1 rRNA gene is annotated in these 364 nt (G+C 35.2%); it reads right to left on the reverse strand.

The features are described 5' to 3' along the window. Positions 1-266 precede the first annotated feature (266 nt). A 5S ribosomal RNA gene (gene rrf / locus CD138_RS13970) occupies positions 267-364 on the reverse strand; the annotation flags it as partial.

The following is a 364-nucleotide window of genomic DNA, read 5'->3' on the forward strand; positions in this document are numbered from 1 at the left end:
AGGATCAAACTCTCCATAAAAGAAGTAAGCTTGATATAGCTCATTGATTGTTTAAGTCAATCACTCTTGAAAGTACTTTTGAAGTACTCAAATTATTGGGATTAACGTTGACATATTGTCATTCAGTTTTCAATGTTCATGTCATTTCTTTTTTGACTCGACAAGAATTAATTATACACAGTTCTTATCATAAAGTCAACAACTTTTATTATTTTTTTCTAATTTTTCCAAGAAAAAATGACCGATTGGTCATGATAAAAGTTTCTGCTTGGCAACGTCCTACTCTCGCGGAACGTAAGTCCGACTACCATCGGCGCTAAAGAGCTTAACTTCTGTGTTCGGCATGGGAACAGGTGTGACCTCT

This window comes from Staphylococcus intermedius NCTC 11048 (assembly GCF_002902385.1).
In the GTDB taxonomy this organism is placed as follows: Bacteria; Bacillota; Bacilli; order Staphylococcales; family Staphylococcaceae; genus Staphylococcus; species Staphylococcus intermedius.